The organism is Pseudomonas sp., from assembly GCF_049300855.1.
GTDB lineage: Bacteria > Pseudomonadota > Gammaproteobacteria > Pseudomonadales > Pseudomonadaceae > Aquipseudomonas.
The window spans coordinates 1-24,966 of sequence record NZ_JBAQKH010000028.1 but is presented as its reverse complement, the minus strand read 5'-3'; the positions used below and the strand labels follow the sequence as shown (position 1 = coordinate 24,966).

27 protein-coding genes and 1 tRNA gene are annotated in these 24,966 nt (G+C 58.9%); 3 read left to right on the top strand and 25 right to left on the bottom strand.

Going from position 1 to position 24,966, the window contains the following annotated elements; genetic code table 11:
* Positions 1–68: 68 nt before the first annotated feature.
* The 19 genes from der to trmJ all read right to left on the bottom strand — a co-directional run bounded on the left by der (position 69) and on the right by trmJ (position 16,842).
* On the bottom strand, positions 69–1,538 hold the full coding sequence (gene der, locus WA225_RS14195) for a ribosome biogenesis GTPase Der (protein WP_008084638.1): 1,470 nt from the start codon (positions 1,536–1,538) through the stop codon (positions 69–71).
* A 139-nt stretch (positions 1,539–1,677) separates the two neighbouring features.
* Positions 1,678–2,829, bottom strand: a complete 1,152-nt coding sequence (gene bamB, locus WA225_RS14190) for an outer membrane protein assembly factor BamB (RefSeq protein ID WP_422608382.1) — start codon at positions 2,827–2,829, stop codon at positions 1,678–1,680.
* Positions 2,822–3,463 carry a YfgM family protein gene (locus WA225_RS14185; protein WP_007916865.1) on the bottom strand — a complete coding sequence of 214 codons (642 nt, stop codon included), beginning with the start codon at positions 3,461–3,463 and terminating at the stop codon, positions 2,822–2,824. Before WA225_RS14185 ends, bamB begins: the two co-directional genes overlap by 8 nt.
* A 41-nt stretch (positions 3,464–3,504) precedes the next feature.
* Positions 3,505–4,794 (bottom strand): histidine--tRNA ligase, encoded by a 1,290-nt coding sequence (hisS, locus tag WA225_RS14180; RefSeq protein WP_016984369.1) that lies wholly within the window; start codon positions 4,792–4,794, stop codon positions 3,505–3,507.
* Positions 4,795–4,831: 37 nt separating this feature from the next.
* Entirely contained in the window at positions 4,832–5,941 is a 1,110-nt protein-coding gene (gene ispG, locus WA225_RS14175) for a flavodoxin-dependent (E)-4-hydroxy-3-methylbut-2-enyl-diphosphate synthase (protein ID WP_116033199.1), read from the bottom strand.
* A gap of 3 nt (positions 5,942–5,944) precedes the next feature.
* On the bottom strand, positions 5,945–6,991 hold the full coding sequence (locus tag WA225_RS14170) for a RodZ domain-containing protein (RefSeq protein ID WP_422608381.1): 1,047 nt from the start codon (positions 6,989–6,991) through the stop codon (positions 5,945–5,947).
* A complete protein-coding gene (gene pilW, locus WA225_RS14165; protein ID WP_422608380.1) occupies positions 6,991–7,749 on the bottom strand; it encodes a type IV pilus biogenesis/stability protein PilW in 759 nt (252 codons plus the stop codon). The genes WA225_RS14170 and pilW overlap by 1 nt, the downstream gene beginning before the upstream one ends.
* A gap of 12 nt (positions 7,750–7,761) precedes the next feature.
* Complete coding sequence (gene rlmN / locus WA225_RS14160; RefSeq protein WP_422608379.1) at positions 7,762–8,910, bottom strand: 23S rRNA (adenine(2503)-C(2))-methyltransferase RlmN; 1,149 nt, start codon at positions 8,908–8,910, stop codon at positions 7,762–7,764.
* A gap of 28 nt (positions 8,911–8,938) precedes the next feature.
* Complete coding sequence (gene ndk, locus WA225_RS14155; protein ID WP_007916882.1) at positions 8,939–9,364, bottom strand: nucleoside-diphosphate kinase; 426 nt, start codon at positions 9,362–9,364, stop codon at positions 8,939–8,941.
* Between the two features lie 87 nt (positions 9,365–9,451).
* On the bottom strand, positions 9,452–9,652 hold the full coding sequence (gene iscX, locus WA225_RS14150; RefSeq protein ID WP_047599296.1) for a Fe-S cluster assembly protein IscX: 201 nt from the start codon (positions 9,650–9,652) through the stop codon (positions 9,452–9,454).
* A gap of 14 nt (positions 9,653–9,666) precedes the next feature.
* Positions 9,667–10,008 carry an ISC system 2Fe-2S type ferredoxin gene (gene fdx / locus WA225_RS14145; RefSeq protein WP_422608378.1) on the bottom strand — a complete coding sequence of 114 codons (342 nt, stop codon included), beginning with the start codon at positions 10,006–10,008 and terminating at the stop codon, positions 9,667–9,669.
* On the bottom strand, positions 10,008–11,873 hold the full coding sequence (gene hscA, locus WA225_RS14140; RefSeq protein ID WP_422608377.1) for a Fe-S protein assembly chaperone HscA: 1,866 nt from the start codon (positions 11,871–11,873) through the stop codon (positions 10,008–10,010). Before hscA ends, fdx begins: the two co-directional genes overlap by 1 nt.
* Before the next feature lie 51 nt (positions 11,874–11,924).
* Positions 11,925–12,446, bottom strand: a complete 522-nt coding sequence (gene hscB, locus WA225_RS14135) for a co-chaperone HscB (RefSeq protein WP_422608376.1) — start codon at positions 12,444–12,446, stop codon at positions 11,925–11,927.
* 8 nt (positions 12,447–12,454) lie between these two features.
* Positions 12,455–12,778, bottom strand: a complete 324-nt coding sequence (iscA, locus tag WA225_RS14130; RefSeq protein WP_003227904.1) for an iron-sulfur cluster assembly protein IscA — start codon at positions 12,776–12,778, stop codon at positions 12,455–12,457.
* Positions 12,779–12,812: 34 nt separating this feature from the next.
* On the bottom strand, positions 12,813–13,199 hold the full coding sequence (iscU, locus tag WA225_RS14125; protein ID WP_003227907.1) for a Fe-S cluster assembly scaffold IscU: 387 nt from the start codon (positions 13,197–13,199) through the stop codon (positions 12,813–12,815).
* Positions 13,200–13,300: 101 nt separating this feature from the next.
* A complete protein-coding gene (locus tag WA225_RS14120; RefSeq protein ID WP_422608375.1) occupies positions 13,301–14,515 on the bottom strand; it encodes an IscS subfamily cysteine desulfurase in 1,215 nt (404 codons plus the stop codon).
* A gap of 47 nt (positions 14,516–14,562) precedes the next feature.
* Positions 14,563–15,054, bottom strand: a complete 492-nt coding sequence (gene iscR / locus WA225_RS14115; protein WP_003227911.1) for a Fe-S cluster assembly transcriptional regulator IscR — start codon at positions 15,052–15,054, stop codon at positions 14,563–14,565.
* Positions 15,055–15,291: 237 nt separating this feature from the next.
* Positions 15,292–16,068, bottom strand: coding sequence for a serine O-acetyltransferase (gene cysE / locus WA225_RS14110; protein WP_422608374.1), 777 nt, complete (start codon positions 16,066–16,068; stop codon positions 15,292–15,294).
* 3 nt (positions 16,069–16,071) lie between these two features.
* Complete coding sequence (gene trmJ / locus WA225_RS14105; RefSeq protein WP_008084663.1) at positions 16,072–16,842, bottom strand: tRNA (cytosine(32)/uridine(32)-2'-O)-methyltransferase TrmJ; 771 nt, start codon at positions 16,840–16,842, stop codon at positions 16,072–16,074.
* Positions 16,843–16,987: 145 nt separating this feature from the next.
* Here trmJ and suhB point away from each other — a divergent pair, with 145 nt between their 5' ends.
* Positions 16,988–17,806 carry an inositol-phosphate phosphatase gene (suhB, locus tag WA225_RS14100; protein WP_034156254.1) on the top strand — a complete coding sequence of 273 codons (819 nt, stop codon included), beginning with the start codon at positions 16,988–16,990 and terminating at the stop codon, positions 17,804–17,806.
* Between the two features lie 228 nt (positions 17,807–18,034).
* Here suhB and WA225_RS14095 read toward each other — a convergent pair whose 3' ends face one another.
* The 6 genes from WA225_RS14095 to queA all read right to left on the bottom strand — a co-directional run bounded on the left by WA225_RS14095 (position 18,035) and on the right by queA (position 24,138).
* On the bottom strand, positions 18,035–18,583 hold the full coding sequence (locus WA225_RS14095) for a glycine zipper 2TM domain-containing protein (protein WP_064118923.1): 549 nt from the start codon (positions 18,581–18,583) through the stop codon (positions 18,035–18,037).
* Between the two features lie 121 nt (positions 18,584–18,704).
* On the bottom strand, positions 18,705–19,619 hold the full coding sequence (secF, locus tag WA225_RS14090; RefSeq protein WP_422608373.1) for a protein translocase subunit SecF: 915 nt from the start codon (positions 19,617–19,619) through the stop codon (positions 18,705–18,707).
* Between the two features lie 9 nt (positions 19,620–19,628).
* Positions 19,629–21,497, bottom strand: a complete 1,869-nt coding sequence (secD, locus tag WA225_RS14085) for a protein translocase subunit SecD (RefSeq protein WP_064118921.1) — start codon at positions 21,495–21,497, stop codon at positions 19,629–19,631.
* A 64-nt stretch (positions 21,498–21,561) separates the two neighbouring features.
* Positions 21,562–21,900 (bottom strand): preprotein translocase subunit YajC, encoded by a 339-nt coding sequence (gene yajC, locus WA225_RS14080; RefSeq protein ID WP_003227923.1) that lies wholly within the window; start codon positions 21,898–21,900, stop codon positions 21,562–21,564.
* Between the two features lie 43 nt (positions 21,901–21,943).
* Positions 21,944–23,059 carry a tRNA guanosine(34) transglycosylase Tgt gene (gene tgt, locus WA225_RS14075; protein WP_162130185.1) on the bottom strand — a complete coding sequence of 372 codons (1,116 nt, stop codon included), beginning with the start codon at positions 23,057–23,059 and terminating at the stop codon, positions 21,944–21,946.
* A gap of 14 nt (positions 23,060–23,073) precedes the next feature.
* A complete protein-coding gene (gene queA, locus WA225_RS14070; RefSeq protein ID WP_422608372.1) occupies positions 23,074–24,138 on the bottom strand; it encodes a tRNA preQ1(34) S-adenosylmethionine ribosyltransferase-isomerase QueA in 1,065 nt (354 codons plus the stop codon).
* Between the two features lie 108 nt (positions 24,139–24,246).
* Here queA and WA225_RS14065 point away from each other — a divergent pair.
* Positions 24,247–24,331 (top strand) — tRNA-Leu (locus tag WA225_RS14065).
* Positions 24,332–24,727: 396 nt separating this feature from the next.
* Positions 24,728–24,966: hypothetical protein (locus WA225_RS14060; protein ID WP_422608371.1), on the top strand; the 239-nt coding region annotated here is incomplete at its 3' end.

Sequence of the window (24,966 nt, the reverse complement as noted above, 5' to 3'; positions counted from 1 at the left end):
TTTGTGACGCAGAGCGTCACGGGATACATTCCCACGCGGAGCATGGGAACGATCAATGACCCGCGACCTTACTTCTTGTCGCGGCGCTTTTTGTCGGCTTTCTTGCTGTGCGACATCATTCGACGCTTCCTGTTGACCTGGCGGTCGGTCAGCGTATTTTTGTTGCCTTCGTACGGGTTCTCGCCACCCTTGAACTCAATCCGGATCGGCGTACCGACCAGCTTCAGCACACGGCGGTAAGTGTTCTCCAGATAGCGCACATACGACTTCGGCACTTTCTCGATCTGGTTACCGTGGATCACGATAATCGGCGGGTTAGCACCACCCAAGTGGGCATAACGCAGCTTGATCCGGCGGTTGTTGACCATCGGTGGCGCGTGCTCGCCCACCGCGTCTTCCAGAATCTGGGTCAGACGGTTGGTCGGCCAGCGGGTGACCGCCGACTTGAACGAGTTCTGTACGGATGCGTAGAGGTTGCCCACTCCGGTGCCGTGCAGTGCCGAGATGAAGTGGATGTCGGCGTAATCAACGAAGAACAGACGACGCTGCAACTCGACCTTGACGAAGTCGCGCTCGCTCGGCGTCATGCCGTCCCACTTGTTGATCGCGATGACCAGCGCACGACCCGACTCGATGGCAAAACCGAGCAGGTTGAGGTCGTGATCGACCACACCTTCGCGGGCGTCCATCACGAAGATCACCACGTTGGCGTCTTTGATCGCTTGCAGGGTTTTCACCACGGAGAATTTTTCGACTTCTTCGTGGATCTTGCCGCGCTTGCGCACACCGGCGGTGTCGATCAGCGTGTACTTCTCTTCATTACGTTCGAACGGAATGTAGATACTGTCGCGGGTGGTGCCGGGTTGGTCATAAACGATTACCCGGTCTTCACCGAGCATGCGGTTGACCAGCGTCGACTTGCCGACGTTCGGACGGCCGATGATGGCGATCTTGATCCCGTCTTTTTCACTCGGGCCAGGAATGCGCTTGGCTTCCTCGCCTTCGGCAACGATCTCTTCCTCGCCGTCTTCAGGCTCTTCTTCGTCTTTGGGGAAATCACCCAGGGCGATTTCCAGCATCTGGGTGATGCCACGGCCGTGAGCACCGGCGATAGGAATCGCGTGACCCATGCCCAACGGAGCGAATTCGGCGCGGGCCATTTCCGGGTCGATGTTGTCGACCTTGTTGGCGACCACGTAGGAACGCTTGTTACGTTTGCGCAGGTGTTCGGCGATCATCTGGTCGGCGGCGGTGAAACCGGCCTTGGCATCTACCAGGAACAGCACAACATCCGCTTCTTCGATGGCCAGCAGCGACTGCTCGGCCATTTTTTCGTCCATACCGTGCTCGTCACCGGAGATACCACCGGTGTCGACCAGAATGTAGGAACGCCCTTGCCACTTGGCCTCACCGTACTGGCGATCACGGGTCAGACCGGACAAGTCGCCGACGATGGCGTCACGAGTCCTGGTCAGGCGGTTGAACAAGGTGGACTTGCCGACGTTCGGTCGGCCCACCAGGGCGATTACGGGAACCATGCGGCTCTCCACTTCGTTATTTCAGAAAATACAAAAGCCGCTGCGAGGCAGCGGCTGGTGCTCGGGGCAACACTGCGGGAGTGAACAGGTCCACTTCCACAAGTGAAGCTGCCTGGGGTGTTATCCCCAAGCATAGTTGTTACTTGATGGTCAGGGCTTCCAGTTTGCCGCTGTTGCCATACACATAAATCATGTCACCCACCACCAGCGGACGGGCACGCAGGCCGTCGCTGTCGATGCGCTCACGGCCGACGAAACGACCGTCAACCTGACTCAGCAGGTGCAGATAACCTTCCAGGTCACCTACTGCAACATAGCTGGAGAACACTTCCGGAGCCGACAGTTGACGGCGAGCCAGCGAATCGTTGCTCCACAAGGCTGTGGTGGAACGTTCGTCGACGCCTTCAACGGTGCCCGAGGACAGGCTTACGTAAACGCTGCCAAAACCCTGAGCGATACCGGCGTAGCTCGACGCATCGCGCTGCCAGAGTTGACGACCGCTTTCCAGGTCCAGTGCCGCGACGCGACCCTGATAGCTGGCAACGTACAGCGTACCGCCGGACAGCAGCAGACCGCCGTCGATGTCGACCACGCGCTCCAGTTCCGAACGGCCCTGTGGAATCGCGATGCGTTGTTCCCACACCGGCACGCCGTTGGAAATGTCCAGCGCGACCACTTTACCGGTCGACAGGCCAGCCACCGCGAGGCGGTTGGTGACCAGCGGGGCACTGGTGCCACGCAGGGTCAGTACCGCAGGCGTGCTGTCATACACCCAGCGCTGGGTACCGGTGGAGGCATCCAGACCGATCAGACGATCGTCCTGAGTCTGCACCACTACGACATCACCGTTGTTGGCCGGCGGCGCGAGGACTTCGCTGTTGACGCGTGCACGCCATTTCTCTTCACCGTTGCTGGTGTCCAGAGCGACGACTTCGCCACGCAGCGTACCGATCAGAACCAGACCGTAACCCACGCCGACTGCGCCGGAGACAGGCAGATCAAGATCCTGCTTCCATTTCACGTCGCCGTTGCTGCGATCCATGGCCATTACCACGCCGGTTACGTCAGCGGCGTAGATGGTGTCACCGTCGACCGCCGGCACCAGCATGTTGTAGGTTTCGCCCTGACCGTCACCGATCGAACGACTCCACTGCTTTTGCAGAACCACTTCTTCCTTGAAGTCGGTCAGTTCAGCCGGTGGCAATTCTTTTTTGCTGTTGCTGCTGCAACCCGCGGCCAGAAGGGCCAGAGCCAGCAATGCTGCATGCTTCCAACGGATCACGTCACGCATCCCCTTTGGCCAGGTCGTCGAGCTTGATTTGAAGGCCACCGACCGCCGCTTCATCCGACAGTGCCGCCTTGGCTTTTTGATACGCCTTGTTCGCGTCATCGGTACGGCCCAGCTGTACCAGCAGGTCGCCCTTGAGTTCTTCGCGAGTGGCCAGGAACGCTTTGTCGGCATCACCGTCGAGCAGTTTCAGGCCGTCTTCAGCCTTGTTCTGCGCGCCGAGCACCTGCGCCAGACGCTGACGGGCGATTTCGCCCAGCGCCGGGTTGGCCGGTTTGTCGACAATGGCTTTGAGCTCGGTCGCGGCGTCATCCAGCTTGCCGCTGTCGACCGCCACTTTGGCCACGAACAGGCTGCCGTACTGCGCGTAGGCAGAACCGCCGAATTCGCTGTTGAGCTTGCCGGCCAGATCCGCAACGCGGGCAGCATCAGGCTTGCCGTCAGGCGTCAGCGTGGTTTCCAGCAGTTGCTGATAGAGCACCGAGGCGCCTTGCGACTGGTTGCTCTGGTATTTGTGATATGCCTGCCAGCCGAACACGATGACCAGCGCCAACAGGCCGCCAGTGACCAGAGGTTTGCCGTTGCGTGTCCACCAGTCCTTCAAATCCGCCAACTGTTCGTCTTCGGTACTCGACACCCCAATACTCCTTAATCGCTAAATCGGCTGTTTAGACAGCTTCAACCCTGCACGACGCAGGTGGCCAGGTGAGCGGCGAGCGCATCCCAGGCAATGCTTTGTTGTTCGCCCTGGCCACGCAGGGGTTTGAAACCTACCACTTGCTGGGCCATTTCGTCGTCACCCAGAATCAGTGCATACAGCGCACCGCTCTTGTCGGCTTTCTTGAACTGGCTTTTGAAGCTGCCGGCGCCGGCATTGACTTGCAGGCGCAGGTTTGGAAGTTGATCGCGAACACGTTCAGCCAGGGCCAGACCGGCCAGCTCGGCTTCTTCACCGAAGGCGCACAGATAGACATCAACCTGACGGGAGATTTCTTCCGGGATCTGCTCCAGGGTTTCCAGCATCAGCACCAGACGTTCGATACCCATGGCGAAACCGACGCCGGTGGTTGGCTTGCCGCCCATCTGCTCGACCAGACCGTCGTAACGGCCGCCGGCGCAAACAGTGCCCTGGGCGCCGAGTTTGTCGGTGACCCATTCGAATACGGTTTTGCTGTAGTAATCGAGGCCGCGCACCAGTTTCGGGTTGAGCACGTAAGGAATGCCGACGGCATCCAGACGAGCCTTCAAGCCTTCAAAGTGCGCACGGGATTCATCGTCGAGGTAGTCGGCCATTTTCGGCGCATCGACCAGTACCGCTTGTGTGTCGGCATTTTTGGTGTCGAGCACGCGCAGCGGGTTGGTTTTCAGGCGACGCTGGCTGTCTTCGTCGAGTTTGTCGTGGTGCGCCGAGAGGTACTCGACCAGCGCTTCACGATAACGCCCACGGGACTCGCTGGTGCCGAGGCTGTTGAGTTCGAGCTTGACCGCATCACGAATGCCCAACTCGCCCCACAGGCGCCAGGTCATGGTGATCAGCTCGGCGTCGATGTCCGGACCGTCGAGGTTGAACACCTCCAGACCGATCTGGTGAAACTGGCGATAACGGCCTTTCTGCGGACGTTCGTGGCGGAACATCGGGCCGATGTACCAGAGTTTCTGTACCTGACCACCGCCGGTGATGCCGTGCTCGAGCACCGCTCGCACGCACGCCGCGGTGCCTTCCGGACGCAGGGTCAGGGAGTCACCGTTGCGGTCTTCGAAGGTGTACATCTCTTTTTCGACGATGTCGGTCACTTCACCGATCGAGCGTTTGAACAGCTCGGTGAATTCAACGATCGGCATGCGGATCTGCTTGTAACCGTAGTTATCCAGCAGACGCGCAACGGTGCCCTCGAAATAACGCCACAGCGGGGTCTGTTCGGGCAGGATGTCGTTCATGCCACGAATGGCTTGCAGAGACTTGCTCACTTTAAATCCTTAAATTCGTTCGGCGCTTCAGTCAGGCTCAGCCGCGCGCAATAACCGCAGCGTCAGCTTCGACCTTTTCGGCCGCTTTCTGGCGGATCAGCTTTTCCAGCTCGTCCACCAGATTGTCATTCGTCAGTTTCTGCGACGGCTTGCCGTCGATGTAAATCAGGTTTGGCGTGCCGCCGGTCAAGCCGATATGGGCTTCCTTGGCTTCGCCGGGGCCGTTGACCACGCAACCGATCACCGCGACATCCAGCGGCACCAGCAGGTCTTCAAGGCGCCCTTCCAGCTCGTTCATGGTTTTAACCACATCGAAGTTCTGCCGCGAGCAGCTCGGGCAGGCGATGAAGTTGATGCCACGGGAACGCAGATGCAAAGACTTGAGAATGTCGTAACCGACTTTCACTTCTTCGACCGGATCGGCCGCCAGCGAGATGCGGATAGTATCGCCAATCCCTTCGGCGAGCAGCATACCTAGGCCCACGGCGGATTTCACTGTGCCCGAACGCAATCCACCGGCTTCGGTGATGCCCAGGTGCAGCGGCTGGACGATTTCTTTCGCCAGCAAACGGTAGGCTTCGACGGCCATGAACACGTCGGAAGCCTTCACGCTGACCTTGAAGTCCTGGAAATTCAGGCGTTCGAGGTGTTCAACGTGACGCAGGGCGGACTCGACCAGCGCGGCCGGCGTCGGCTCGCCGTATTTCTTTTGCAGGTCTTTTTCCAGAGAACCGGCGTTAACACCGATGCGGATCGGAATCCCGCGATCACGCGCGGCATCGACCACCGCGCGAACACGGTCTTCACGACCGATGTTGCCCGGATTGATGCGCAGGCAATCCACACCCAGTTCGGCCACGCGCAGAGCGATCTTGTAGTCGAAGTGGATGTCGGCAACCAGCGGCACCTTGACCAGTTGCTTGATCTTGCCGAACGCCTCGGCGGCGTCCATGTCCGGCACCGATATGCGCACGATGTCGACGCCAGCGGCTTCCAGACGATTGATTTGCGCAACAGTGGCGGCAACGTCATTGGTGTCGCTGTTGGTCATGCTCTGCACAGCGATCGGCGCATCGCCGCCTACCGGTACGTTGCCGACCCAGATCTTGCGCGAAACGCGACGTTTGATTGGAGATTCGCCGTGCATGACTTATTGACCCAACTTCAGGCGAGCAGTCTCGCCACTGGTGAACGGAGCGATATCAACCGGTTGGCCGTTGTAGCTGACCTGTGCGGCGCGGGCAACGCCCAGGCGCACGGCGAGCGGCGGCTTGCCACTGACTGTCACATTATCGCCTTTGTGCTTCAGACCACTGAACAACACTTTGCCACGGCCATCGGTGACTTGTGCCCAGCAATCGCCGGTGAATTGCAGTTGTACCTGACCGTCACCTGCAACGGGAGCGGCAGTTTCAGCGCTTGGCGCTGGCGTCGCGGCAACCACCGGAGCAGTAACGGTCGGCGCAGGAGTAGCCGGAACGTTTGGCGCAGGGGTGGCCGGGCTTGCCACAACCGGAGCAGGCGTATGAGCCGGGGCGGTCGGGGTTGCAGCGGGAGCAGCAGCCGGTGCGGCTGGAGCCGTGCCTGGCGCAGCGCCTTCGGCACCGGTCGATTCCGCGGTGGTTTCAGACTGCGGCAATGCCAGCGTCGTCGAACTGTCGGCCTGATTTTCCTCGACAGCCTGGTCTTCCGGCTCATCGATCGGGTGAATCTGGGTGGTGCCGTCAGCGCCTTCGACTTCAACGTGCTCAGGCGCCAGCGACGTCAGATCCTTGGTGCGCTGGGATGTCTGATCCTGCCACCAGACGAAACCACCGCCGATGACCGCGATCAGCAACAGCAGGCTGACAATACGCAAAATGGTGTGGGAAACCCGCACGGGCTCCTCGATTCGGCCCAGGGCGTGAACATTGCTGCCCTGGGAGTCGGTGCCGGTGGACTGGTCGAATTGCTGGACCAGAACGGTCTGGTCCATGCCGAGCAACTTGGCGTACGCGCGAATGTAACCGCGAGCGAAGGTATGCCCCGGCAGCTTGTCGAAAGCGCCGGCTTCAAGATTGCTCAGGGAAGTCACGGTGAGGTTGAGCTTGAGGGCCACTTCGGCCAGCGACCAGCCATTGCTTTCGCGGGCCTGGCGCAGGGTCTCACCGGGGTTAACGCGATTCGCTGCTACAACTTCGGGATGCGCCGCTTTCATCATTGCTCCGACAGGTATTGCTGATATTCCGGCGTACCGGGATAGAGTCGTTTTAATTGCAGGCCATAACTGGCGGCCTTGTCGCGATCTTCAAACACTTTTGCCAGCCGAACGCCGAGCAATAGACTACGTGCATTTTGTTCGGTCAGCAGGCTGAAACGGTCGTAATAGTCACGTGCGGGCACATAATGCCTGTCTTCGAAGGACAACTCAGCCATTTCCAGCAATGCGCGCGGTTGTTGACGGTTCAAACGCAGTGCCTTTTCCAGCTGTTGCTGCGCCAGATCACGCTGACCGAGTTTCGCCGCCGTCATGCCGAGGTTTTCGAACACACGCGAACGCTCAGGATACAGGGTATCGGCGGCGGCCTGTTCAAAACGCTCGTAGGCTTCTTTATAACGCTTTTGTTCGTAGAGAAAACTGCCGTAGTTGTTGAGGATGCGCGCATCGGCAGGACGGGAGGACAAAGCCTTGCGAAAGTGTTCGTCGGCCAGCTCAGGCTCCATTTCGGACTGAAACACCAACCCGAGGGCAGCGTTGGCGTCAGGATCGGAGCCGTCGATTTCCAGCGCCTTCTTCAGCGGCACCTTGGCCCGCTCGCTCATGCCTTGCTGCAAATACCCCAGCCCCAACTGCACGTAGGCAGCCCGCGCTTCATCGCGGCCCTTGCTGGTCTTCATCGGGTTGTAGTCACCCGACAGGACACAACCAGCACACAGGCTGGCCAACAGCAACAGCAGCGCAAAGCGCAGGGACATAGAGATCCTCTCTTAGTTAGTGTTCGCGGCGTTCTGTGCCAGATCGCTGTCGGCGTTCAACTCACGCACGGCGATGTAACGTTCGCTGCGACGGGTGCGATCCAGCACCTGCCCTACCAATTGACCACATGCAGCGTCGATGTCTTCACCACGGGTGGTGCGGACAGTGACGTTGAAACCGGCCTGATGCAACTGATCCTGAAAACGGCGGATCGCGTTGTTGCTCGGACGCTCGTACCCGGAATGCGGGAACGGGTTGAACGGAATCAGGTTGATCTTGCACGGAATGTTCTTCAGCAGCTCGATCATCTCAACGGCGTGTTCGACCTTGTCGTTGATGTCCTTGAGCAAGGTGTACTCGATGGTCAGCACACGTTTCTCGCCCAGGGACGACATGTAGCGCTGGCACGACTCGAGCAGCATCTTAAGCGGATACTTCTTGTTGATCGGCACCAATTGATTACGCAATGCGTCATTGGGTGCGTGCAGGGATAACGCCAGGGACACGTCGATGTGCTTGGCCAGCTCATCGATCATCGGCACCACGCCCGAAGTGGACAGGGTCACGCGGCGCTTGGAGATCCCGTAGCCGAGGTCATCCATCATCAGATGCATGGCGGCGACGACGTTGTCGAAGTTCAGCAGTGGCTCACCCATGCCCATCATCACCACGTTGGTGATGGCACGGTCGACGGTAGCCGGGACACTGCCGAAAGATTTGTTGGCAATCCACACCTGACCGATGACTTCGGCGGCGGTGAGGTTGCTATTGAAGCCTTGCTTGCCGGTGGAGCAGAAACTGCAATCCAGGGCACAGCCTGCCTGGGACGAAACGCACAGAGTGCCGCGTTTGCCCTGGGGAATGTACACGGTCTCGACGCAGCTGCCGGATGCCACGCGCACCACCCATTTACGGGTGCCGTCGCTGGAGATGTCCTCGCTGACCACTTCCGGACCACGGACCTCGGCAATGGCCTTGAGCTTGTCGCGCAGGGCCTTGCTGACGTTCGTCATGGCGTCGAAATCATCGACACCAAAGTGGTGAATCCATTTCATTACCTGACCGGCACGGAAACGCTTCTCCCCGATTGAGTCGAAGAATTTTTCCATTTCCTGTTGAGTCAGACCCAGCAGGTTGGTTTTTACAGTCGATGTAGTCATGGATTCACCTTCACTCTTAAGCCAATGCTTAGCGAGTGGTTACTTCAGTAGCTGCGAAGAAGTACGAGATTTCACGAGCAGCTGCGGCTTCGGAGTCCGAACCGTGAACAGCGTTGGCGTCGATGGAATCAGCGAAGTCAGCGCGGATGGTACCGGCAGCAGCTTCTTTAGGGTTGGTAGCGCCCATCAGCTCACGGTTCAGAGCGATAGCGTTTTCGCCTTCCAGAACCTGAACAACAACAGGACCGGAGATCATGAAAGCAACCAGGTCGCCGAAGAAACCACGAGCGCTGTGCTCAGCGTAGAAGCCTTCAGCTTCGGCTTTGGACAGTTGCTTGAGTTTCGAAGCTACAACGCGCAGGCCGGCTTTTTCGAAACGAGTGGTGATTTCGCCGATGACGTTTTTTGCAACAGCGTCAGGCTTGATGATGGAGAAAGTGCGTTGAACAGCCATGGTGTAACTCCAGAAACGGTAATTTGCGAAAAATTAAACCCGCGAATTATACGCGGGTTCTTGGGTATTGCCTAACCTGCGAGACGATCAGTCCAATTCTTTGGCCCAGAGCGTCTGAACCGCTTCCAACACCTTCTCGCCTACTCGACCAGAGGTATTGTCAAAATCCGGCAGTTCTTTGATCCATTGCTGCAAGTCGACGAAATTGACAGAAAACGGATCTACACCCGGCTTGGCCTCGGCCAATTCTTCTGCAATACGTTGAACATCATTCCAACCGTAGCTCATGACAGTCTTACCAGTCAGTGCGGCGCTTCTGCCGCATGGTTAAGCGAATATTTCGGAATCTCGACGGTGATATCTTCTTCACCGACGATAGCCTGACAGGCCAGACGCGATTGCGCTTCCAGACCCCAGGCGCGATCGAGGAAGTCTTCTTCCAGTTCGTCAGCCTCTTCCATCGAGTCGAAACCCTCGCGGATGATGCAGTGGCAGGTGGTGCAAGCACACACGCCGCCGCAGGCGCTTTCCATTTCGATGTGGTGTTCGTGGGCCAGTTCGAGAATCGAGGTGCCGGGCGCAGCCTCGACCACCATGCCTTCAGGGCATAACTTCTCGTGGGGCAGAAAAATGACCTGCGGCATCAGATATCCTCGATTTCATTCAGATTGCGCCCCGACAGAGCGGCTTTCACCGTCAGATCCATGCGGCGGGCAGCAAAAGCATCGGTCACTTGCGACAGACGTTTGGTCTGCTGCTCGATGGCGTAACCATCGGTACCTTTCATCAGTTCGGCCAGTTCCTGCAACTGCAGGTCAATAACCATGCGCTCTTCGGCGTCGAGCAAGCGCTCGCCATCAACCTCTAGAGCCCCCTGCACCGCTTCGATCAGGCGCTGGGCATCAACTTGCTGCTCGCGCAGAACGCGGGCGACCTTGTCGTCATTGGCGTGCTGGAACGAATCTTTCAGCATTTTGGCGATTTCGCCGTCGGTCAGGCCGTAGGACGGCTTGACCTGAATGCTCGCCTCAACGCCCGAACCCAGCTCACGGGCAGAAACGCTGAGCAGACCGTCGGCATCGACCTGGAAGGTCACGCGAATCTTCGCGGCACCGGCGACCATCGCCGGAATGCCGCGCAATTCGAAGCGCGCCAGCGAGCGGCAGTCGCTGATCAACTCGCGCTCACCCTGCAATACGTGAATCGCCATGGCCGACTGGCCGTCTTTATAGGTAGTGAAATCTTGTGCGCGAGCGACGGGGATGGTGGTGTTGCGCGGAATCACCTTCTCCATCAGGCCGCCCATGGTTTCCAGCCCCAGGGACAGCGGAATCACGTCGAGCAGCAGCAGTTCGCCGCCGTCGCGCTTGTTGCCAGCCAGGGTATCGGCCTGGATCGCGGCACCGATGGCCACCACTTGATCCGGATCGATTTCAGTCAAAGGCTGACGACCGAAAGCTTCAGCAACAGCTTCGCGAACGCGCGGCACGCGAGTCGAACCGCCGACCATGACCACGGCGTGCACGTCTTCCAACTCGATACCGGAATCGCGCACGGCGCGACGGCAGGCTTTGAGGCTGCGCGCGACCATCGGCTCGATCAGCGCATCGAACGCTTCGCGGGTCAGCGGCGCTTTCCAGTCGCCATAGACCACTTCAACACTGGCCGCATCGGTCAGGGCTTCTTTGGCCGCGCAAGCGGTTTGCAGCAGATTGCGTTGTGCGCCCGGATCGAGATCGGCGGACAGGCCCGCGCTCTCGATGATCCAGCCGGCAATCGCGTGGTCGAAATCATCGCCGCCCAGCGCGCTATCGCCGCCAGTGGCCAGAACTTCGAAAACACCGCCGGTCAGACGCAGAATCGAAATATCAAAGGTGCCGCCGCCCAGGTCATAAATGGCGACCAGACCTTCAGCATGCTGATCCAGACCATACGCCACAGCCGCTGCGGTCGGCTCGTTGAGCAGACGCAACACGTTCAGACCGGCGAGTTTTGCCGCATCTTTGGTGGCCTGACGCTGAGCATCATCGAAGTAAGCAGGAACGGTGATCACCGCACCAACCAGTTCTCCACCCAAGGTCGCTTCAGCGCGCTGACGCAAGACCTTGAGGATATCGGCGGAGACTTCGACCGGGCTTTTCGGGCCCTGCACAGTGTCGATGAACGGCATGTGCGACTCGCCACCGACAAAGCGGTATGGCAGTTGCTCGCCCAATTGCTTGACGTCGGACAGACCACGACCCATCAAGCGCTTGACCGACAGCACGGTGTTCAAAGGATCGGAAGCGGCGGCCAGCTTGGCCGACTCGCCGACTTCGACGCGATCGGCGTGGTAACGCACAGCGGACGGCAGGATGACCTGCCCGTCGGCGTCGGCCAGCGGCTCGGAAAGACCACTGCGCAACGCAGCGACCAACGAATTGGTAGTGCCCAAGTCGATCCCCACAGCCAGACGACGCTGGTGCGGTTGAGGACTTTGGCCGGGTTCGGCGATCTGCAGTAGGGCCATCGTGATCAGGACTTATCTGTATATCAGGCGTGCGACCGGAGCGGCACTGGGTTAATCGTCGAGGCGCTCTTCTAACTGGCGCACTTCGTAGGTGAGCTTGTCGAGGAACTGCATGCGCCGCATCAGGCGTTCGGCCTGTTCACGTTGCGCTGCATCATCCCAGCAGGCTGCGAAACTTTCGTTGAGTTCTTCCTGAGCCACTTTCAAGCGCCGCTTGAACACCGCGACACCGTCGAGGTCGGCGCTGTCCTGGAGGTCTTCGAGTTCTTCGCGCCACTGCATCTGCTGCAGAAGAAACTCGGGATCATGGACCGTGACTTCCATCGGCACTTCATGCCCGCTGATGTTCAGCAGGTAGCGTGCGCGCTGGGCCGGACTCTTGAGCGTCTGATAGGCGTCGTTGAGCCGCGCAGACTGCTCGAGCGCAGACCGCTGCTCACGCTCGGAAGCGTCGGCAAAGCGGTCAGGATGAACGCCGCGCGCCAACTCACGATAGCGCGTGGCCAACTGCTCGAGATCCAGACGGAAACTCGGTTGCAGCTCGAATAAAGCGAAATGACAAGGAATACCCACGACAAGCCTCAGATGTTGAAGCTTTCGCCGCAGCCACATTCACCGCGTACGTTGGGGTTGTTGAACTTGAAGCCTTCGTTCAACCCTTCCTTGACGAAATCGAGTTCGGTGCCGTCCAGGTAAGCCAGGCTTTTCGGGTCGATGATCACTTTTTCGCCGTGACTCTCGAACACCTGATCCTCTGCAACCACCTCGTCGACAAACTCCAGCACGTAGGCAAGGCCGGAACAGCCTGTGGTGCGAACACCCAGACGAATCCCTTCACCTTTGCCGCGCCCGTCGAGGGAGCGCCGCACGTGTCGAGCAGCCGCTTCTGTCATGCTGATAGCCATCGGTGACTCCTTACTCGTCGCCAAATCCAGAAAGTCAGATCAAGCCTTTCTTCTGCTTGTAATCGCGAACAGCCGCTTTGATAGCGTCTTCAGCCAGTACCGAGCAGTGAATTTTCACTGGCGGCAGGGCCAGTTCTTCGGCCAGCTGGGTGTTCTTGATGGTTTCAGCTTCGTCCAGGGTCTTGCCCTTCATCCACTCGGTGGCGAGGGAGCTGGAAGCGATAGCCGAACCGCAGCCGTAGGTTTTGAACTTGGCGTCTTCGATAACGCCTTGATCGTTGACCTTGATTTGCAGACGCATCACGTCGCCGCACGCCGGAGCGCCGACCATGCCGGTGCCGACATCAGGATCTTCCGCGTTCATCTTGCCGACGTTGCGCGGGTTTTCGTAGTGGTCGATGACCTTTTCGCTGTAAGCCATGATTCTCAATCCTCACTCATCAGGGCCGCTCTTGAGACCCTGCAACTGCGCTGCGTAAACCGCCGCGTCGCTACAGGATCTGTATCCGGCGGCTTCTATATTTAGTGTGCCGCCCACTCGATTTTCGAGATATCGACGCCGTCTTTGTACATGTCCCACAGCGGCGACAGAGCGCGCAGCTTGGTAACGGCCTCGCAGACTTTCTGCGCGGCGTAGTCGATTTCTTCTTCGGTGGTGAAACGGCCGAAGGTGAAGCGGATCGAGCTGTGCGCCAGTTCGTCGTTGCGGCCCAAGGCGCGCAGCACGTACGAAGGCTCCAGCGACGCCGAGGTGCAGGCCGAACCGGACGATACCGCCAGATCCTTGAGCGCCATGATCAGCGACTCGCCTTCAACGTAGTTGAAGCTCAGGTTCAGGTTGTGCGGAACGCGGGCGGTCAGGCTGCCGTTGACGTACAGCTCTTCCAGGTGCTCGACCTGCTTGTAGAAGCGGTCGCTCAACGCTTTGATACGGACGTTTTCGGCAGCCATGTCTTCTTTGGCCACACGGAACGCTTCGCCCATGCCGACGATCTGGTGAGTCGCCAGGGTGCCGGAACGCATGCCACGCTCGTGACCGCCACCGTGCATGGTCGCTTCGATGCGCACACGCGGCTTGCGGCTGACGTACAGCGCGCCAATGCCTTTAGGGCCGTAGGTCTTGTGGGCGGAGAACGACATCATGTCGACTTTCAGTTTCTGCAGGTCGATGTCGACCTTGCCAGTGGACTGAGCAGCGTCGACGTGAAACAGAATGCCCTTGGAACGGAGCATTTCGCCGATCGCGGCGATGTCGTTGACGGTGCCGATTTCGTTGTTCACGTGCATCACGGAGACCAGGATGGTGTCTTCGCGCAGTGCAGCGTCAATCATGGCCGGGGTGATCAGACCGTCTTCGGTCGGCTCGAGGTAAGTGACCTCGAAACCTTCACGCTCCAGCTGGCGCATGGTGTCGAGGACAGCCTTGTGCTCGATCTTGGAGGTGATCAGGTGCTTGCCCTTGGAGGCGTAGAAATGTGCCGCACCCTTGATAGCCAGGTTGTCGGACTCGGTAGCGCCCGAGGTCCAGACGATTTCGCGCGGATCGGCGTTGACCAGATCGGCCACCTGACGACGGGCGTTTTCGACGGACTCTTCAGCCTTCCAACCGAACACGTGGGAACGGGACGCCGGGTTACCGAAGTTTCCATCGACCAGCAGGCATTCACTCATTTTTTGCGCAACGCGCGGATCGACCGGGGTGGTCGCAGAGTAATCAAGGTAAATCGGCAATTTCATGGACTATCTCCTAAATCAGGGCTGGCGTGCCGCTAGCTCTCTGGCTGTCATTCGACGGCGGACGCTTCAATCTTGTCCAGGCGTGGCGCCTTGCTGTTGCAACGGCGCTGGTCCTGACGCTGGGCTACTTCTTGCACCTCACGGCGAGTCACAAGATCAGCCAAGCTGATACCACTTAGAAATTCGTGAATCTGCAGGCTCAAATCGCACCACAGATGGTGGGTCAGGCACGTGTCGCCGGAATGGCAATCGCCCTGGCCCTGGCATTTGGTGGCATCGACCGATTCGTTTACCGCGTCGATCACCTGAGCGACCTGGATGCCCTGCATGTCGCGGGACAACTGGTAGCCACCACCCGGGCCGCGAACACTGGAAACCAGGTTGCTGCGGCGCAGTTTGGCGAACAGCTGTTCGAGGTAGGACAGGGAGATGCCTTGGCGCTCGGAGATATCGGCCAGGGACACGGGCCCGTGCTGCGCGTGCAACGCCAGGTCAAGCATGGCGGTCACGGCGTATCGGCCTTTTGTAGTCAGTCGCATGGACAGTTACCACGGAGTTCAGAATGGGGCGAGTATGCAATTCCCGAGTATTTAAGTCAACTTTAAGACCTAGTACTTTAGTCAGGTTTACCCGCAAAAGAGCGCGCGCATCATAGCAAAGGCTGGCGGCGTACAGCCAGCGGTAGCGCGTTATCGCTCTTCGCGAGCAAGCTCGCCCCCACAGAGGATTGCATTGCAATGTGGGAGCGAGCTTGCTCGCGAAGGCCGCGCTGCGGTTTAGCTGGCTTTCGACTCATCTTTACCTTTGACGCAGGCAAAGTCTTCTTCGCGCAGCTCAGGCAGATCTTTCGCACAGTAATTGCTGCCCAGATCCTTCAGCGCACCGCACATCCCTTCCAGACGTCCGTCCACCGCTTGCAGGTGATCGAGCAACTGACCAATGGCGCGCGCCACCGGGTCGGGCATGTCTTCGCTGACGCCGTAGGCATCGAAACCGATCTTCTCGGCCATGGCCTTGCGCTTGGCGTCCTGCTCGTCGTCGGATTTGACGATGATACGCCCCGGAATACCCACCACAGTGGCGCCCGGCGGCACTTCTTTGGTCACCACGGCATTGGAGCCGACCTTGGCACCGGCACCGACCGTGAACGGGCCGAGCACCTTGGCGCCCGCACCCACGACAACACCGTCGCCCAGCGTCGGGTGACGCTTGCCTTTGTTCCAACTGGTACCGCCAAGGGTCACCCCCTGATAAATCGTCACGTCATCGCCGATTTCGGCAGTCTCACCGATAACGATGCCCATGCCGTGGTCAATAAAGAAGCGTCGACCGACTTTTGCCCCCGGGTGAATCTCGATTCCGGTCAACCAGCGACCAAAGTTCGACACCAGCCGCGCCAGCCATTTCAGTTCGTTGCGCCACAGCATGCCGGCCAATCGATGAATCCAGATCGCATGCATGCCGGGGTAGCAGGTCAGGACTTCAAAAGCGTTACGCGCCGCCGGGTCTCGATGGAACACGCTCTGGATATCTTCACGCAAACGCTTAAACATCATTTAATCCTTCCGCTTAAGAAGCTCACCACGGGCCGCTTTCTGGGTTTCCGTGAGGATGCCACGCAAAATATTCATTTCCGCCCGGCTGACCGAGCTGCGTCCGTACAACCGGCGCAGGCGCGCCATCAAGTGCCGTGGTTTCTCCGGATCGAGGAATTCGATGGCAACCAGCGTCTGCTCCAGATGCTCATAGAATCGCTCCAGCTCATCCATGGTCGCCAGCTCGGCGCTTTTTACCGAGGCCACTTCTTCTTTCTCGATCTTGCTCGGCTGACCTTGTGCGGCCAGCCAGGCCATACGCACTTCATAGCTCAACACCTGCACCGCCGCACCGAGGTTCAGCGAACTGAACTCAGGGTCGGAGGGGATATGCACGTGAAAGTGACATCGCTGCAGCTCGTCATTGGTCAGGCCGGAATCTTCACGACCGAACACCAGAGCGATTTCTGCGCCCTGCCCGGCCTCCTCGACCACTTTGGTACCGCATTCGCGCGGATCCAGCAGCGGCCAAGGGATACGGCGGTCACGGGCGCTGGTGCCGAGCACCAGATTGCAGCCGACCAAGGCGTCTTCCAAGGTGGCGACGACTTGTGCGTTTTCAAGGATGTCACCGGCACCGGAGGCGCGAGCATCGGCCTCGTGGTGCGGAAACAGGCGCGGTTCGACCAGCACCAGTCGCGACAGACCCATGTTTTTCATGGCGCGCGCAGCCCCGCCGATGTTGCCGGGGTGGCTGGTATTGACCAGGACGACACGAATGTTCTGCAGCAAGGGAGGCGCTCTCGGACACAGGAAAGGGGTGCAAATCTTACAGAACAGCCTACCGTTAAGCTATGAAAGCGAACAGCGTCCTTCACCTGAAGAAAAGTTCTGATAGAATGCGCGGCTTTCTTTAACAACCTTAGGTGACACATCCATGCAGCCCATGCTGAATATCGCGCTGCGCGCCGCCCGCAGCGCCAGTGAACTGATCTTCCGCTCCATCGAGCGCCTGGATACCATCAAGGTCGACGAAAAAGACGCCAAGGATTATGTATCCGAGGTCGATCGCGCCGCTGAACAGAAAATCATCGACGCGCTGCGCAAGGCTTACCCGAACCACTCCATCCGCGGTGAAGAGACTGGCCTGCACGCCGGTACCGGCATCGAAGGCGAAGAGTACCTGTGGATCATCGATCCACTGGACGGCACCACCAACTTCCTGCGCGGCATTCCTCACTTCGCTGTCAGCATCGCCTGCAAATACCGCGGTCGCCTGGAACACGCAGTGGTTCTGGATCCGGTTCGCCAGGAAGAGTTCACCGCCAGCCGTGGTCGCGGCGCTCAACTGAACGGTCGTCGCCTGCGCGTCAGCGGTCGCACCAGCCTCGACGGCGCCCTGCTGGGTACCGGCTTCCCGTTCCGTGACGACCAGATGGACAACCTCGAAAACTACCTGGGCATGTTCCGCGCCCTGGTTGGCCAGACTGCCGGCATCCGCCGCGCCGGTTCCGCCAGCCTGGACCTGGCTTATGTTGCTGCCGGTCGTTTCGATGCGTTCTGGGAGTCGGGTCTGTCCGAGTGGGACATGGCTGCAGGCGCCTTGCTGATTCAAGAAGCCGGCGGCCTGGTGAGCGACTTCACCGGCGGTCACGACTTCCTTGAAAAAGGCCACATCGTTGCCGGCAACACCAAATGCTTCAAGGCAGTACTGACGGCGATCCAGCCGCACCTGCCGGCTTCGCTGAAGCGCTAAGCTTTAGGCGAAACGAAAAAAGCACCCTCCGGGGTGCTTTTTTTATGCCTGTATTCAGGCCGAAACAAATCCTTGCTCGCGAAAGCGGTGGAACAGCCTGCATAGATGCTGAATGCCAGACCGAATTCGCGAGCAAGCTCGCTCCCACAGGGGATCCGGGGCTAGCCAAAAATGGCGGGCACAAAAAAAAGCACCCCGCAGGGTGCTTCTTGTTAAAACAGTCGGTCTTTACTGACCCGGCTCATTCTGCGACAGAATCAGCTTGCCTTCCTTGTCGACCGGAATCTGGTTGCCCGGATCACGATCCATGCGCACCTTACCTTCCTTGCCATCGAGCGAGTAACGCACGTCGTAACCGACAACCTTGTCACTGATGTCATTCACGGTGTTACAGCGAGTCTGGGTGGTGGTGTAGGTGTCGCGATTCTGCATACCTTCCTGCACCTTGTTACCGGCATAACCGCCACCGACCGCGCCAGCGACCGTGGCAATCTTCTTGCCGGTGCCACCGCCGATCTGGTTACCCAGCAAACCACCCGCCACGGCACCGATTGCAGTGCCGAGGATCTGATGTTGATCTTTAACCGGAGCCTGACGGGTCACGGCTACATCCTTGCACACTTCACGTGGAGTCTTGATCTGTGTTTTAACCGGTTCGACGGCCAATACTTGCGCATACTCAGGGCCGCTTTTAACCAGGCTGTAGGTGGCAACAGCACCCCCGGCAGTCACACCGACAGCACCCAATACCGCACCAACCAGCAACGACTTGTTCACATGAACCTCCTGACCATCACATGCGGGACACGCCCGCGCTTCTCCCAGCCTTGGAGCATAAAAAAAGGCGCGAGTTCAACTCGCGCCTTTCTTGGGCTGACAGCCGGGAAAACGATGGCCGTTATGGACGGTCGTCGACTTCCTTCTCGGTGTTGGCCGGAGGAATCAGATCCTCAGTGCTCAGGTTCAGCCAGATCAGCACCACGTTCGCGATGTAGATCGACGAGTAAGTACCCGCCAGAACACCGATGAACAGTGCGATGGAGAAACCGAACAGGTTGTCACCACCGAAGAACAGCAGCGCCGCGATCGCCAGCAAGGTCGAAATCGACGTCGCCATGGTCCGCAGCAGGGTCTGGGTGGTCGAGATGTTGATGTTCTCGATCAGCGAAGCCTTGCGTAAGACACGGAAGTTCTCACGAACCCGGTCGAATACCACGATGGTGTCGTTCAGCGAGTAACCGATGATCGCCAGTACCGCCGCCAGCACCGTCAGGTCGAAGGTGATCTGGAAGAACGACAGGATACCGATGGTCACGATCACGTCGTGAATCAGCGAAACGATGGCGCCGACCGCGAACTTCCACTGAAAGCGGAAGGCCAGGTAGATCAGAATGCCGCCAAGCGCCAGCAGCATGCCGAGGCCGCCCTGGTCGCGCAGTTCTTCACCGACCTGCGGGCCAACGAACTCGACACGCTTGACCGTCGCCGGGTTGTCGCCACCGAGTTTCTGCAGCGCTTGCGCGACCTGATGGCCCAGCTGCGGGTCTTCACCCGGCATGCGCACCAGCAGATCGGTGGTGGCACCGAAGCTCTGCACGATAGCTTCGTGGTAACCGGAAGTTACCAGCTCTTCACGCACCTTGGTGACGTCAGCCGGACGCTCGTAGGTCAGCTCGATGAGCGTACCGCCGGTGAAGTCCAGACCCCAGTTCATGCCCTTGGTGACGACGCTGAAAATAGCCAGCAACGTGAGAAACACTGTGACGCCGAACGCGAAGTTGCGAACGCCCATGAAGTTGATTGTACGTAACATGGCAGCCCCTTAAATCCACAACTTCTTGAAGTCACGTCCGCCGAAGATCAGGTTGACCATTGCGCGGGTCACCATGATGGCCGTGAACATCGAGGTAAAGATCCCGAGGGACATGGTCACTGCGAAACCTTTGACCGGGCCGGTGCCCATCGCAAAGAGAATCCCGCCGACCAACAACGTGGTCAGGTTGGCGTCGAGAATCGCGGTGAATGCCCGGCCGAAGCCTTCGTTGATTGCACGCTGCACGGTCATGCCGGCGGCGATCTCTTCACGAATCCGCGAGAAGATCAGCACGTTGGCGTCGACCGCCATACCCATGGTCAGCACGATACCGGCGATACCCGGCAGGGTCAGCGTTGCACCCAGCAGCGACATCAAGGCCAGCAGCAGCACCATGTTCACCGCCAGCGCGACGGTGGCGATGATGCCGAAGAAGCGGTAGATGGCGATGATGAACAGCGACACGAACAGCATGCCCCACAGCGACGCATCGATACCTTTGGTGATGTTGTCAGCACCCAGGCTCGGGCCGATGGTGCGCTCTTCAGCGAAGTACATCGGTGCGGCCAGACCACCGGCACGCAGCAGCAGCGCCAGTTCGGACGACTCGCCCTGACCGTTCAGGCCAGTGATGCGGAACTGAGCACCCAGTGGCGACTGGATGGTCGCCAGGCTGATGATCTTCTTCTCTTCTTTGAACGTTTGCACCGCAACGTCTTTCTCGACGCCATCGACCACTTGCTTGGTGTAAGTGGTGATCGGACGCTGTTCGATGAAGATCACCGCCATGCTGCGACCGACGTTCGAACGAGTAGCGCGGCTCATCAGCTCACCACCGTGACCATCCAGACGGATGTTCACTTCAGGCGTGCCGTGCTCGCCGAAACCGGCCTTGGCGTCGGTGACCTGGTCACCCGTAATGATCAGACCACGTTCGATCTGTGCTGGCGGACGCTTGCCTTCACGGAACTCGAAGGTTTCGGAAGTGGCTTTCGAAGCACCCGGCTCTGCAGCCAGACGGAACTCAAGGTTGGCCGTCTTGCCGAGGATACGCTTGGCTTCGGCAGTGTCCTGCACGCCCGGCAGCTCAACCACGATGCGGTTGGCGCCTTGACGCTGAACGATCGGTTCGGCAACACCCAGCTCGTTGACGCGGTTACGTACCGTGGTCAAGTTCTGCTTGATGGAGTATTCACGGATTTCCGCCAGCTTGGCCGGGGTCATCGCCAGACGCAGCACCGGTTGACCGTTGAGGTCGGCCGGAACAATGTCGAAATCGTTGAAGTTCTTGCGGATCAGTGCACGGGCCTGTTCGCGGGAGTCTTCATCGCTGAAGCCCAACTGAATGGCACCGCCCAGTTGCGGCAGGCTGCGATAGCGCAGCTTCTCTTTGCGCAGCAGGCTCTTGACGTCGCCTTCGTAGACTTTCAGGCGTGCATCAAGGGCTTTGTCCATGTCCACTTCCAGCAGGAAGTGCACACCACCGGACAAGTCCAGACCCAGCTTCATCGGGTGCGCGCCGAGGTTGCGCAGCCATTGCGGGGTGGTCTGTGCCAGGTTCAGCGCGACGACGTAGTCATCACCCAATGCCTTGCGCACAACGTCTTTGGCCGGCAGCTGATCTTCAGCCTTGCTCAGACGGATCAGGCCGCCCTTGCCGTTGGCTGCCAGCGTAGCTGCCTTGACGTTGATGCCGGACTCGTGAAGCGCGGTGCTTACGCGGTCCAGATCGGCCTGATTGACCTGCAGAGCCGTGCTGGCGCCGCTGATCTGAATGGCCGGGTCATCGGGGTATAGATTCGGAGCGGAATAAATCAGACCGATCGCCAGCACCGCCAGGATCAGAATGTATTTCCACAGAGGATATTTGTTCAGCATCACGCCGCCCGTTATGACGCGGGGCGCCTTGCGCGCCCCGTCGATTGAGTAGAAGTTGTTGCTCTTAGATCGCTTTCAGCGTGCCTTTTGGCAGCGTGGCGGCGATGGCGCCTTTCTGGAACTTCATTTCGACGGTGTCGGAAACTTCCAGAACCACGAAGTCATCGGCCACTTTGGTGATCTTGCCGGCGATGCCGCCAGTGGTCACAACTTCGTCGCCTTTCGCAAGGCTGCTCAGCAGGTTCTTCTGCTCTTTGGCGCGCTTGGCCTGTGGACGCCAGATCATCAGGTAAAAGATGACCAGGAAGCCGACCAGGAAAATCCACTCGAAGCCGCCGCCCATTGGACCGGCAGCAGCCGGTGCAGCCGCGTCAGCCATGGCGTTAGAGATAAAAAAGCTCATTTAGCACTCCAGTTGCAAATGTTGAATCTTGGGGTCAGAAAACTCAGTCCAAAGGCGGAACGGGGAGCCCGCGTTTGGCGTAGAAGGCATCGACAAAGGCGGCCAATGTACCCTGTTGAATAGCCTCGCGCAAACCAGCCATCAGCACCTGATAATGGCGCAAGTTATGGATGGTATTGAGCATGCTGCCGAGCATTTCGCCGCACTTGTCCAGGTGATGCAGATAAGCGCGCGAGAAGTTCTGGCAGGTATAGCAATCGCAGGTCGGATCCAGTGGCGATTCATCATGGCGATGGAACGCGTTACGGATCTTCAGCACGCCGGTATCAATGAACAGATGCCCATTGCGGGCATTACGGGTTGGCATCACGCAATCGAACATGTCCACACCGCGGCGCACACCCTCAACCAGATCTTCCGGTTTGCCAACACCCATAAGGTAACGAGGTTTGTCAGCCGGCATCATGCCCGGCAGGTAATCCAGCACCTTGATCATTTCATGCTTCGGCTCACCCACCGACAGACCGCCAATGGCCAGGCCATCGAAGCCGATCTTGTCGAGGCCTTCGAGCGAGCGCATGCGCAGATCCTGGTGCATGCCGCCCTGAACGATACCGAACAGCGCCGCGGTATTGTCACCGTGGGCATTTTTCGAACGCTGGGCCCAACGCAACGACAATTCCATCGATACGCGCGCGACATCTTCGTCAGCCGGGTACGGCGTGCACTCGTCGAAGATCATCACGATGTCGGAACCGAGGTCACGCTGAACCTGCATCGATTCTTCCGGCCCCATGAACACTTTGGCGCCATCGACCGGAGAGGCGAAGGTCACGCCCTCCTCCTTGATCTTGCGCATCGCGCCCAGGCTGAATACCTGAAAGCCGCCGGAGTCGGTCAGGATCGGGCCTTTCCACTGCATGAAATCATGCAGGTCGCCGTGTTCCTTGATGACCTGAGTGCCGGGACGCAGCCACAAGTGGAAGGTGTTGCCCAGAATGATTTCCGCGCCGGTGGCGACGATGTCACGCGGCAACATGCCCTTGACCGTGCCATAAGTGCCCACCGGCATGAAGGCCGGGGTCTCGACGGTGCCACGCGGGAAGGTCAGACGACCACGACGGGCCTTGCCATCAGTAGCAAGGAGCTCAAAGGACATGCGACATTCGCGACTCATTCTGTTTCCTCTGGGCCGGTTTGTTTAGGGGCAGTAGGTGCGGGATTACGGGTGATGAACATCGCATCACCGTAGCTGAAAAAGCGGTAACCGTTATCGACGGCAGCCTTGTAGGCAGCCATGGTTTCGGGATAACCGGCAAACGCGGAAACCAGCATCAACAGCGTGGATTCCGGCAAATGGAAATTGGTCACCAAGGCATCGACCACGTGGAACGGGCGGCCCGGGTAGATAAAGATATCGGTGTCGCCGCTGAACGGCTTGAGCACGCCGTCGCGCGCCGCACTTTCCAGCGAACGCACACTGGTGGTGCCGACAGCGATCACACGACCACCGCGCGCACGGCACGCCGCGACGGCATCAACCACGTCCTGGCCGACTTCCAGCCACTCGGTGTGCATGTGGTGGTCTTCAAGTTTCTCGACGCGCACTGGCTGGAAGGTACCGGCGCCCACGTGCAGCGTGACGAACGTGGTCTCGACGCCTTTCGCCGCAATCGCCTCCATCAGCGACTGATCGAAATGCAGCCCCGCCGTCGGCGCCGCCACCGCACCCAGACGCTCGGCGTACACGGTCTGATAACGCTCGCGATCCGAACCTTCGTCCGGACGGTCTATATAAGGAGGCAGCGGCATGTGCCCGACGCGCTCGAGCAGCGGCAACACTTCTTCAGCGAAGGCCAGCTCGAACAATGCATCGTGACGCGCGATCATTTCCGCTTCGCCACCACCGTCGATAAGGATCTTCGAACCCGGCTTCGGCGACTTGCTGGAGCGCACATGGGCCAGCACGCGGTGCGTATCGAGCACGCGTTCGACGAGGATTTCCAGCTTGCCGCCGGACGCTTTCTGCCCGAACAGCCGCGCCGGAATCACGCGGGTATTGTTGAACACCATCAAATCGCCCGGGCGCAAATGCTCAAGCAAATCAGTGAATTGACGGTGTGCGAGGGCGCCGCTCAGCCCATCAAGGGTCAGCAGGCGACTACCGCGACGCTCGGCCAAAGGGTGGCGAGCGATCAGCGAATCAGGGAGCTCGAAAGTAAAGTCAGCAACACGCATGATGGGGTTCGTCTAGCAGGGCCGGAAAGTTTAGCGGAAATATCGAAAATAGACCATGAAACGTGATTGACCAACGGTAATCTCATCTCTATACTTCGCCGCCATTGAGCCCTGATGGCGGAATTGGTAGACGCGGCGGATTCAAAATCCGTTTTCGAAAGGAGTGGGAGTTCGAGTCTCCCTCGGGGCACCATTTGCAAGACATAGACGACTACCAGCGTCTACGTAACAACTCTAAAGCCCGCTAACTGCGGGCTTTTTTGTTTCCGGGATTTCATCCCTCCCCCTCGCAAGCCAGCCTCTTTTTTGCAGCAGGCTCTGTACAGATTTCCAAGCGTACAGTCACGCCACACCTCACCGACTCCCCAACTCAAGACCTATCAGGAATCAAGGTTACTGGCTCGTGCTTGTCCTTATGGTTTTAACTGAGCCATATGCGCCTCTAACGGGCCTTCATGGGCCGTCTTGCGTGCGTACTCGAACACCGCCATACAGAGGCTCGTGAGAGGGCTGCAGGCCAAATGGCGATCCGTGGCGCCGTGACATCGCGAGCGCGCTGCTACGCGAACACGGGCGGCTTAAAGACCATATGAAAATCGACTGGCGCATGTCGCTGATGGCACTGCCAGGGAGTACTACCAGGCGACGCCCTGATACAACGACGAATCATGAGCAGAGCCGCCCGAAAGCGTTGAAAAACGTTCCTGCGGGCAAAACAAAACCCCAACTGCTTTCGCAATTGGGGTTTCGGAATTTAATCTTGACGATGACCTACTCTCACATGGGGAAACCCCACACTACCATCGGCGATGCATCGTTTCACTGCTG